Below are 10,991 nucleotides of genomic sequence, written 5' to 3'. Positions count from 1 at the left end.
CCCCCAGCACCAGCTTTTGCGTCGCCCGCGTCGCCGCCACATAAAACAGCCGCGCTTCGTCTTTCTCAGGCTCACCGGGGGCGGGCATGTGGCCTACGCCGGGCAGGGCCACCACCGGGAACTCCAGGCCTTTGCTGACGTGCATGGTCATGACGTGGATGTGGTCGGCAGCGGGCTGGAAGTCGCCCGGTCTCTCGCGCACGCGAAACGGAAGCCCGCGCTGGTGCAGCGCGTCGGCACATAGGTTGATGGTGTGCCAGTCACGGCACAACACAGCCATGTCGCCCCAGGCGTGGCCTTCTTCGTGGGCGGCGCGCAGGCTGTCGGCTATGGCATAGGCCTCATCGCGCAGGCTGGGCAGCCGGATGATCAGTGGGGCCTCGCCGTCGCGCCCGCAGCTGATGGGTTTCACCAGCGGGATGCCGTCGTCGTCTTTGTCGTTGGCGGTCAGCAGATCGGCCGCCACCAGGCTGGCGGTTTGCAGAATCTGCTGGGTGTTGCGGTAGTTGATTTTGAGGATGGTGGTGCGGCCCTGGGCCTGGATGCCCAGGCTTTTGAAGCTGAAGGCTTTGGCACGCGCGCGTTCGTAGATGCTTTGGGCGTCGTCGTACAGCACCAGCAGGCTGTTGGTGGTGGGGTCCACCATTTGTGTGACCAGTTTGAGCCATTCGGGCGCAAAGTCGTGGCCTTCGTCGATCAGCACCGCCTGGTATTGGCCGCTGGGGATGTGTTTGCGCTCTACCCCACGAATGACGGCTTGCACCAGTTCTTCAAAAAAGTGTGTACCCTGCCCAGGTAACGTCTGGCCAAAGGCTCGAATTTGCTCATGACACCACTTGTGAAAGTGGCGCACATGCACACGTTCGCTCAGGCCCCTGGCCACCATCATGCTGTGGAGCTTGACGCCCAGCGGCTCGTTGTAACAAAGGATCAGCACCGGTTTGCTGCCCGGTGCGCCCGCTTTGGCCAGGTATTCGGCGCGGTAACCCAAGATCATGGTTTTGCCGGACCCGGCCACGCCGTGAATCACGCGGTGGCCGTCGCCTAAAGACCGTGCCAGTTGCTCCTGCTGCAAGTCCATCACACGCATGATGCCGGGCAGGTCGGCCTCGGCGTCGTTGTCGTCAAAGAGGGCGCCCTGGGTGGGCACACGCACCTGCGGGAACAAGATCCAGCGCACGCGGTCAAGCATGGGCAGGCTCAAAGCGCCGCCAAAGCTGTGGGGGAACATCTGCCACAGCCGTTGCTGGAAGGCCTCCACGTCGGCGGACTCTTCCATCTCGTCTTTGCAGATCACATAGTGGGGTTCGATGGCCTCGCCCAGACCTGCGGCCTCAAACTGTTTGCGGGTGATGTGGGTCAGCACCACGCCGTGCCCCCACGGAAAAGCCAGCTTGCCTTGGTGCGGGCCGTTGGCCTGCAGCAGCTGGGGGTCGCGCTCCAGCGCGTTGACCACCTGGATGGCGCAGTGGCGCGCCTGCGCCAGCGGGTTGATCACCACCTTGGGGCCGTTGTGGCCCAGGATGTCCCAAGACTGGCGGTTGGCACGCAGGATGGTGTCGAGCTTCCAGTCCTTGGTTTCCAGGATCAGCAGGCCGCGGCGCGGGTGCAGCAGCACAAAGTCGGGGTGGGTTTGTTTGGGGCCAATGGGGACGTCGTACCAGAGCAGGTAGTCGTCGTCGAGCTTTTGCTCCAGCCGCTGGGCCAGGCGGCGCTCGCCGCTGGTCATGCGGGCTATGCATGCACCAAGTGCTGGTAAAAGGGTTGCCACTGCGCTGTCCCGTCCCTGAGATTTGCCTCTCAGGATTATGGGACAGGCACGTGCCGTGTTACATGTTTAACGGCACATTTATAACGATGGGTGTTGGCTCAGTGGTGGTGACCGTGTGCGCCGTGAACGTGGCCGTGGGCCAGCTCTTCGGCACTGGCGGCGCGCACCTCGGTCACCTTGAGGCTAAAGCGCAGTTCCATGCCAGCCCAGGGGTGGTTGCCGTCCAGCAGCACGGTGTCGCCCTTGATCTTGACCACGCGAAACGCCTGTTCGCGCCCGTCGGCGGTGTGGCCATGCAATTGGCCGCCGACTTTGACACCCGGCGGGAAGTCGCGGCGCGGCATGGTTTGCGCCAGGCTTTCATCACGCAGGCCAAAGCCGTCTTCGGGTTGCAGCACCAGCGTGGTCTGAAAGCCCGCAGTTTTGCCTTGCAGCGCTTCTTCGATCTTGGGCAGGGTGTTGTTGTAGCCGCCATGCAGGTAGGCCATGGGTTCTTTGGCTTCTTCAAGGAGTTTGCCCTTGGCGTCGGCCACTTTGTAGCGCAGGGTGACAACGGTGTCTTTTTCGATGTTCATGGGAATGTGGGGGTTGGCCAGCGGGTGCGGCGGGTCGGGCATTTTCGCGCAAGGTGGCTGTCGGGTGGGGTGTGAGGGCTTGGCCGCCTCTGCGTGGGTGTTGTCAAAACACACGCCACCCAGCGATTTGTTTGGGCTGACTCTGAGCCACGTCAACACAAGGCCAGATTGCGGTGGCTGGGCGCCAGGGATTCCTCTACCATCCGGCGGCCCAGTTGGAGGCGCTGCACTTACCGTGCAAGAAACACAGGCCTCTGACCTCCCGCTTTTGCCGCAACCGCAGCAAAAACGCTGCCGCTTGCCCCCACCCGTTACCACCCTATGCCCGCACTCACACTCAACCTAACCGACTTTTCTCTTGAACACTTCATGGCGCACTACTGGCAGCAAAAGCCGGTGGTCATTCGTCAGGGTTTCAAAAACTGGGCGGACCTGATCAGCCCCAACGACCTGGCCGGGCTGGCTTGTGAGGACGAGGTCGAGTCGCGCATGGTCTACAAACAAGGTGAGCAGTGGCAGGCCGAGTTTGGCCCGTTTGAGTCGTTCGAGCGTTTTGGCGACACCGGCTGGACGCTGGTGGTGCAGGCGGTGAACCACTGGTCGCCCGAGGTGGCCGAGCTGGTCAAGCCCTTTGCCTTCATCCCCAAATGGCGGCTGGACGATGTGATGATCAGCTACGCGGTGCCGGGCGGTGGTGTTGGGCCACATATTGATTTGTACGACGTGTTCATCTGCCAGGGCAGCGGCCGCAGGCGCTGGCGCGTGGGTGATGTGGGCAACCACCGGCAGTTTGCCGCGCATGCGGCACTCTTACATACCGACCCGTTTGACGCGATCATCGACACCGAGCTGTTGCCGGGTGACATCCTCTACATCCCGCCGGGTTTCCCGCATGACGGGGTCACGCTGGAAGAGTCGATGAGTTTCTCGGTCGGCTTTCGCGCCAAGTCAGCCTGCGACATGCTCAGCGGCTTGGCCGACTACGCCATCGACAAGGACCAGGCCCAGCACCTGCTGGCCGACCCGCACCGCCCGATCCACGAGCATCAAGGCCAGATCGACAAAGCTGACTTTGCCCGCATCAAGGCGCACCTGCAAAGTGTGCTGGACAACGATGTGCTGCTGGCCGACTTTGCCGGCAGCTATTTCTCCAAAACAAAATGTGCGCTGGACCTGCAGGCGCTCGATGAGCCGCTGGACGCCGCCGAGCTGATCAACGCCCTGCGTGAACAGCCGTTGGTGCGCACCGGTGGCCTGCGCTGTTTTTATGTGGACAAAACGCTGGCGCAAGGCGTTTGTTACGTGGACGGAGAGCGTTTTGACTTTGGCCTGGCCTGCAAGGACGCGCTGCTGGCGCTGTGTGACATGGACGAGCCAGACTATGCCGCGCTGCAGAGTGGTTTGACCAACCCGGAGCTTGTGCGCCAGCTCACCGAATGGGTCAACGCCGGCTACTGGTACTTCAAGGACTAGCGATCGACGCCAAGACGCTCTGATTCGGGGTAGTTGGCGCTGGCGACAGCGGCAGGTGAGGCTGCTGCTTTTTTGAGGTGATACTCTCGCCTCATTCAAAAATTTTGACACGTCGCTGGTGAAGCTCTTCCTCCTCTTTATGTTGCCGCTGCTGGCCCTGACCGCCTGCCAGCGCGCCCCCGAGACTCCGCCTGCGACCCTCCCCAAGACGGCAGTGACTTTGCTGCACTTTTTCCCCGGTCAAATTGGTCGCGGTCTGCCCGATGTGACACACAGTTTTGACGCCCAGTCCACCCACTTTGAGCTGAAGTCGGTATTGCTGGACCATGATGCTTTGAAAACCAGCATCCAAGGCAGCGTCAAGGGCGGGCACCCGCCTGACCTGTATTCCAATTGGGCGGGGGCGCGCACAGCTGTTCTGGTGCCCGATCTGGAGCCGCTGGACGATCTCTGGCAACAGGCCGGGCTGGACGAGCGCTTCCCGCCCGAACTGGTAAGCCAGGCCAGTGACTACCAGGGTCACAAATACATGCTGCCGGTGGCCCAATATGGCGTGACTTTTTTCTACAACAAGGCGCTGTTCACCCAGCACCACCTGACGCCACCCCGCACTTGGGAGGAGTTTCTGGCAGTCTGCGCCACCCTCAAGGCCAACGGTGTCACACCGATAGCCCTGGGTGCCAAAGATCGCTGGCCCGCGCAGTTCTGGTTTGACCTGCTGCTGCTGCGCACCGCCCCCTATACGTTCCGGCAGCACCTGATGCAGGGCCAGACGCGTTACGACGACCCGCAGGTGAAAGCCGTGTTTGCGCTGTGGGCCAGCCTGATTGACAAAGGCTACTTCAACGCGAACCCCCAGGAACTGGGTTGGTACCAGGGTGCCAATGAGATGGTGTTCAAGGGCAGCGCCGCCATGACCCTGATGGGTAGCTGGAACATCGACTACTTCAGCAGCAAGTCGCACGGCTGGGTGCTGGGTCAAGACTATGACGTGTTCGCTTTCCCACAGATCAGTGGCGATGTGCCACGCGTGGCGCTGGGTTCGGTGGACGGCCTGGTACTGCCCAAAAAGGCCATCAACAAGGAAGGCGCCAAAGAGGTGTTGCGCTACCTGGCTGACCAGGCGCAGCAACAGGCCTTCACCCGCCACTCTGGCGCACTGGCGCCCAGTAGCCAGGTGGCACGCAGCGCTTACAACCATGCACAGCAGCGCCTGTTTGACGACTTTGGCCGCAGCGTGCACTTTGCTTTTGCCTACGATCTGAGCACGCCACACGCTGTGGCTGAACTGGGTTTGAACGCGTTTGCAGAGTTTCTGGCCTTGCCCAAGGCATATCCAAGCATTCTGAACCGACTGGCCCGGGAGGCAGCTGCATACTTTCAGACGAACCCAGCCCATTGAGCATGCGCTTTCTCAAACAATTCAGACTACACGACAAGATCCGCATCAGTTTTGGGGCGCTGACCGCGCTGATTCTTGTGAACGCCTTGGTGGTGGCTGCGGCCACCTATGCCATCGTGGGGCTGGTGGGGCAGAAACAAAACGTGGCCGAGGTGGTGTCCGAGGTGGACAAGGTACGGCTGCTGGCCAGCCGCTACGTGAATGCCCTGTCGCCAACCGTGGCCAAGCAGGTGTTTGCGGGCCTGGAGAGCACCCGGCTGCGCATCAATGCCGCTGCCCAGGCGCACGCGTTGGATGCAGAGCAACTTGCCACCATGCGCTCGCTGCTGGGCGATTTCTTGCTGCATTTCGAGAAATACATGGTGGAGGCGGACCAGAAAGCGGCCGTGAAAAAACTGTCGTTGAGCCTGAGCCAACGCATGAGCGCCCATCTGGACGCCGCCCAGCTCGTCAGCCTCAGCGCGCGTGACCGCCGCGCCCTGGCTGAGCTGCAGTCTGAGGTGATGCGGTTGCAAGGGCTGGGACAGGCCATCCAGCTGAACCTGCGGCTGAACCGCTCTGGCGGATCCGCCTCAGCGCGTCTGCAGCAGACCTTGACGCAGCTGCGTGAGAGCGCCCAGCAGCTGCGCACGCAAACGGATTTTCAGCAGCTGGTCTACAACCTACAGCGCGACGCCGCCGATTACGTCACCAGTCTGGAGAAGTTCAACCGGCTGCAAGACTTCAACAACGCCACAGAGCAGCAGCTTGGCGACATCTCCGACACGCTGCAACAACGCAGCCAGCAGGTCAGCGACAGTGTGGACAAAACGATCCGACGCCAGATGTTTTTGGCCGTCACGCTCATGGGCACCATCTTCTTGCTGACCCTGCTGTGTGCGGTGGTGTCATCACGCTACCTGTCGCAGGAAATACTGCGACCGATCCGCGCGCTGGTGAATGTGACGCAGCAGATCGGCATGGGTCAACTGCAGGTGCGTGCCAAGCTGGGTGTGGCCGATGAAATTGGGGAGCTGGCCCAGTCGTTCAACGACATGACTGAACGTTTGCTCGGCAAGAATCAGGCTCTGGCCGTGGCACACCAGGAGCTGGAAAAGCGAGTGCAGGCGCGCACACTGGAGCTGGCCGAGCGTGGCCTGATGCTGCGCCAGATCATCGACACCGCACCGATTGCGATCTTTCTGGTTGACATGCAGGCCCGTATTACCGAGGCCAATGCTGGCATGACCGAGATGTTTGGTATCCCGATGGCCAGCCTGCTGGGCATGAACTACCTGGACCTGATAGAGCCGTCCGAAGTGCCTTTGCGCCGACAGACCATGGGTGCGCTGATGCGCGGGGAGATTCCCATGGTGGACCAGGACCGCAGGTACCGACGGGCCAATGGCGAGGTTTTCTGGGCCCATCTGACCGGCAAGCCGTGGCTGGGCACCCAGGGTGAAAAACTGGGCCTGATTGGTGTGATTGCCGATGCCACCGAGCGCAAACGCGCCGAAGAAAAACTGCAACTGGCCGCCAGCGTGTTCACCTATGCCCGTGAGGGCATCGTGATCACCGACGCCCACGCCCGCATCATCGATGTCAACGACACCTTCACCCACATCACCGGTTTTGAGCGCGCCGATGTGATGGGCCGCAACCCGCGCATGCTCAAGTCCAAGTACCAGACCTCGGCCTTCTACCTGGACATCTGGCGCACGCTGACCCGCACCGACCAGTGGAGTGGCGAGGTCTGGAGCCGCCGTAAAAACGGCGAGGTCTACGCCGAAATGCTGACCATCAGCGCGGTGCGCAACGGCGACGGCCAGTTGCAGAACTATGTGGCGCTGTTTTCCGACATCACCCCGATCAAGGCGCACCAGCAGCAGCTGGAGAACATTGCCCACTTCGACCCGCTGACCCAGTTGCCCAACCGGCTGCTGCTGGCCGACCGGCTGCACCAGGCCATGCTGCAATGCCAGCGCCACGAGAACCAGATGGCGCTGGCCTACCTGGACCTGGACGGCTTCAAGGCCATCAACGACAGCCATGGCCATGACGCTGGCGACGAGTTGCTGGTGACCCTGGCACAGAGCATGAGACACAGCCTGCGTGAGGGCGACACGCTGGCACGGATTGGCGGCGACGAGTTTGTGGCGGTGCTGGCCGACCTGAACGCGCTGGATGACCACGAGCCGCTGTTGCAGCGCCTGCTGCAGGCGGCCTCCAGCCCGGTGTCGGTGCGGGGCAAAACCGGCATGATCGAGCTGCAGGTCTCGGCCAGCATTGGTGTCACGCTCTACCCGCAGGACAACTCGGATGCCGACCTGCTGATGCGCCACGCTGACCAGGCCATGTACGTGGCCAAACAAAGCGGCAAAAACCGCTTCCGCCTGTTTGACGTGGCGCACGACGCCGCGATCAAGACCCAGATAGAGAGCCTGGCGCGCATACGCAGTGCGCTGGACCAGCGCGAATTCGTGCTGCTGTACCAGCCCAAGGCCAACCTGCTCACCGGCCAGATCACCGGCGCCGAGGCCCTGATCCGCTGGCAACACCCCGAGCGCGGGCTGCTGCCACCGGCCAGTTTCCTGCCGGTGTTTGAAGACCACCCGCTGAGTGTTGACATGGGCGAGTGGGTGATCGCCACCGCGCTGGCGCAGATGCACACCTGGCAGACCCAGGGGCTGCACCTGCCGGTCAGTGTCAACATTGGCGCGCGGCAGTTGCAGCAGGACGGTTTTGCCGAGCGGCTGGCGCTGCTGCTGGCGGCCCAGCCCGAGGTGGCGCCGGGTCAGCTGCAGCTTGAAGTGCTGGAGACCAGTTCCCTCGAAGACCTGGCCAAGGCCGGTGTGGCCATGGTGGCCTGCCAGAAGCTGGGGGTGAGTTTTGCGCTGGATGACTTTGGCACCGGCTACTCGTCACTGACCTATTTGCGCCGCCTGCCTGCCGACACGCTGAAGATTGACCAGAGTTTTGTGCGCGACATGCTCGACAGCCCGAACGACCTGGCGATTGTGCGGGGTGTGATTGGCCTGGCCCACGCCTTTGGCCGCGAGGTGATTGCCGAGGGTGTGGAAACCGCCGCCCACGGCGAGCTGCTGGCCAGCATCGGCTGCACCCTGGCCCAGGGTTATGGCATTGCCCGCCCCATGCCAGCGGCCGAACTGCCCGACTGGATGACACGCTGGCACCAACACGCGCAGTGGACGGCCTGAACCCGCCCAAGTTGGCCGAAAATGCGCCAGCCAACCCACACACACCATGCGAAACAAAGTCCCCGACACCCACACGGCCTGCCCCTGCGGCAGTGGTTTGACCTACGCCCAATGCTGCGGCCCCTGGCACAGCGGGCTGGCGCAGGGCCAACACGCCCCCACGCCCGAGGCACTGATGCGCTCCCGCTACAGCGCCTACGTCAAAGGGCTCATCGACTACCTGCTGGCCACCTGGCACCCCAGCACCGCACCGGGCGAGCTGGAGCTGCCGCCCGTGAAATGGCTGGAGCTCAACATCCGCCACACCGAGACCAGTGGGGATGCCGGCGTGGTCGAGTTCGTCGCCCGCCTGCGTGACGCCGGACGTGGTGCCCGCCTGCACGAGATCAGCCGTTTTGTGCGCGAAGACGGCCGCTGGCTCTACATCGACGGCACCCACCCGGGCAAGGATGAGGCTGCAGCCTGAGGCGCTGGCGCCTCTGATTGCTTTGAATACAGTAGCTGCTCGCCCTTGTTCCATAAGGGCTAGAGGCGTCAAACATGCCTAACACCGGCACCCACCCGAGGATTGTGCTGGCCACGCTCAACGCCCGCTACATCCACGCCTCGCTGGGCCTGCGTTACCTGCTGGCCAATCTGGACCTCCACGGCGGTGCCGGGCTGCGTGCCCTGACCCAGCTGCGCGAGTACACCATTTCGCGCCCTGCCAACGAGGTGGTGGACGACCTGCTGGCCACGCTGGGTGATGCCACGGGCGCGGTGCAGATCGTCGGTTTTGGGGTGTACATCTGGAACGTGACCCAGACACTGGAGGTGTTGCGCCTGCTCAAGGCGGCGCGGCCAGACTTCAAGGTCGTGCTGGGCGGCCCCGAGGTCAGCCACGAGACGGCTCAGCAACCCATCACCAGACTGGCCGACTTTGTCATCACCGGCTGGGGCGATGTGAGTTTTGCCAAGCTCTGCCGCGCGCTGATCCACGGCCCGCAGCCTTTGATGAAGATCATCGCTGGTGAGCAACCCGATCTGGCCGACATTGCCTTGCCCTATGCCGAGTACAGCGAGGCCGATCTGGCGCACCGCCTGCTGTATGTGGAAGCCTCGCGTGGCTGCCCATTCATTATGTGGAATTCCCCGGCGGCAGAGCATCAGTGTCATTCGAGGTCACGTTTTTTTAGATGAATAGCAATGTAAGGTGTTGTGAAAATGTTCTCCAATTGGATTAATGCTTTTTTTTACATGGGTATTGGTGTTATCGGTGATAAATTATGTTCATCAAAATAATGGTTGCAGAGCAATGCCATGAACAACTTTTTGACTGCAGAGTTGCGTCTCGTTAAGGCCCGTGATCGGGCAGAGCTAGTCGTGCCAGATCAGCCCTTGATTTTTCAATATTTCAAGGACCAGGTAGATCTGTTTACAGAGCCAACAATTTTTCTGTATGAAAAGTTTGTAAGTGTCGGCGGGACTCCAAGCAAACACACCTGGGAAGGAGCTGGCTACGACTTGGTGACTTGGTTTCAATGGTGTCAGTTAAACAAGATCGACTGGCGTTCCGCGACAGAGACAGACAGGCACCAGTTCTCAGACGACTATTTCCAGGCGGACAGCGACGAGAAAACGATCAACCGTAAATTGACGGTCATACGCCGGTTCTATGAATTTGCCCGAACAGAGGGTTGGTATCACCGCGACATCGGCACTTCGATGGAGGAAAAACAGGTTGCCAATCGACCCATCGACGAGGACGCCCTTGCGCACACGCGCTCCACTGGTGGGTACAGAAAGGAAAAAGACACGCTACTCTTAAAGGTGGGACGAAAGGATGTGATCAGGCCGATGCAGGTAAAACACCTGCGCAAGCTACTGGAGCACGTAGGTCCCACGGTTCAAAACGAACAAGATAAGCGTCAAGTGCGTGATCGCCTCATCTGTGACCTGGGGTGGACCTCAGGTACCAGACTTGGCGATGTGACAACACTTACGACGCTTCAAATTTTGAACATCACCGTGGAGCCACATGAACAACTCATGGACTTCCCATTGATTGTCGAAGGCAAGATGAAGGTCACTCGTAAGGTGGCAGCGCCAGGCTGGCTTGTCCTTGCCATTCAGGCGTACATCAACGGGGAGCGCGCGGCAAGCGAACGTGAGGGGAAGAAACGGGGCGTCAAGGCAATCACTGGGCTGTTTCTTGGTCATGCCGCTAGCAAGAGTGCAGGCAAGCCGATTACGCGCTCTGCCATCCAGAAGATGTTTGCTTTGGCATGCATGAAAACAGCCATCACTGAGAAGGTTGAGGTCGAGGATGTGGATACCGGAATGAAGCATGTCAAGACAATCCCTGCGCACTCGTACCATGACCTCAGGCACAACTGCGCCGTGCTGAACTATCACGCCGAAAAGGCTCAGGGGAACAGTGAGCCTTGGAAGATCGTACAGATCAAACTGGGGCACAAGAGTCTGAAGGTCACCATGGATACCTATTTGGCCCACGTCTCTATCTTTGGCGAGAAGCAGGGTGTCACGGACATTCGCAGACTGCTTGGATTGCAAGATTAATAGAGTGAGTGACT

Annotated in this window: 7 protein-coding genes and 1 pseudogene; 6 read left to right on the top strand and 2 right to left on the bottom strand. The window is 61.0% G+C overall.

The annotated features are described in order from the left end of the window. Together KKO72_RS18760 and KKO72_RS18755 are read right to left on the bottom strand one after the other, a co-directional pair. Nucleotides 1–1,729, bottom strand: a 1,729-nt coding sequence (locus KKO72_RS18760; protein ID WP_214942671.1) for a DEAD/DEAH box helicase, incomplete at its 3' end; no start/stop codon positions are given. Nucleotides 1,730–1,869: 140 nt separating this feature from the next. Beyond that, a complete protein-coding gene (locus tag KKO72_RS18755) occupies nt 1,870–2,346 on the bottom strand; it encodes a peptidylprolyl isomerase (protein WP_180125916.1) in 477 nt (158 codons plus the stop codon). Between the two features lie 321 nt (nt 2,347–2,667). Here KKO72_RS18755 and KKO72_RS18750 point away from each other — a divergent pair, with 321 nt between their 5' ends. From KKO72_RS18750 to KKO72_RS18725, 6 genes and pseudogenes are all read left to right on the top strand, one after another. Next, nucleotides 2,668–3,819 carry a cupin domain-containing protein gene (locus KKO72_RS18750; RefSeq protein WP_214942668.1) on the top strand — a complete coding sequence of 384 codons (1,152 nt, stop codon included), beginning with the start codon at nt 2,668–2,670 and terminating at the stop codon, nt 3,817–3,819. Between the two features lie 118 nt (nt 3,820–3,937). Then, nucleotides 3,938–5,221: an extracellular solute-binding protein gene (locus KKO72_RS18745; RefSeq protein WP_214942665.1), complete on the top strand. Its 1,284-nt coding sequence runs from the start codon at nt 3,938–3,940 to the stop codon at nt 5,219–5,221. A 2-nt stretch (nt 5,222–5,223) separates the two neighbouring features. Beyond that, complete coding sequence (locus tag KKO72_RS18740; RefSeq protein ID WP_251140777.1) at nt 5,224–8,418, top strand: EAL domain-containing protein; 3,195 nt, start codon at nt 5,224–5,226, stop codon at nt 8,416–8,418. Nucleotides 8,419–8,464: 46 nt separating this feature from the next. Further along, nucleotides 8,465–8,884 carry a YchJ family protein gene (locus tag KKO72_RS18735; protein WP_078366877.1) on the top strand — a complete coding sequence of 140 codons (420 nt, stop codon included), beginning with the start codon at nt 8,465–8,467 and terminating at the stop codon, nt 8,882–8,884. Between the two features lie 74 nt (nt 8,885–8,958). Next, nucleotides 8,959–9,534: pseudogene (locus KKO72_RS18730) on the top strand (radical SAM protein); the annotation flags it as partial. 183 nt (nt 9,535–9,717) lie between these two features. Beyond that, nucleotides 9,718–10,977, top strand: a complete 1,260-nt coding sequence (locus KKO72_RS18725) for a site-specific integrase (protein WP_214942659.1) — start codon at nt 9,718–9,720, stop codon at nt 10,975–10,977. Nucleotides 10,978–10,991 lie beyond the last annotated feature (14 nt).

Source organism: Rhodoferax sp. U11-2br (assembly GCF_018619435.1).
Taxonomy (GTDB): domain Bacteria; phylum Pseudomonadota; class Gammaproteobacteria; order Burkholderiales; family Burkholderiaceae_C; genus Rhodoferax.
The sequence above is the reverse complement of the archived record's forward strand: the minus strand, read 5'-3'. Positions and strand labels throughout refer to the sequence as shown.

Coding starts and splice junctions, on each gene's coding strand:
- KKO72_RS18755 (WP_180125916.1), bottom strand. CDS start 2,346: ATGAACATCGAAAAAGACACCGTTGTCACCCTGCGCTACAAAGTGGCC.
- KKO72_RS18750 (WP_214942668.1), top strand. CDS start 2,668: ATGCCCGCACTCACACTCAACCTAACCGACTTTTCTCTTGAACACTTC.
- KKO72_RS18740 (WP_251140777.1), top strand. CDS start 5,224: ATGCGCTTTCTCAAACAATTCAGACTACACGACAAGATCCGCATCAGT.
- KKO72_RS18735 (WP_078366877.1), top strand. CDS start 8,465: ATGCGAAACAAAGTCCCCGACACCCACACGGCCTGCCCCTGCGGCAGT.
- KKO72_RS18725 (WP_214942659.1), top strand. CDS start 9,718: ATGAACAACTTTTTGACTGCAGAGTTGCGTCTCGTTAAGGCCCGTGAT.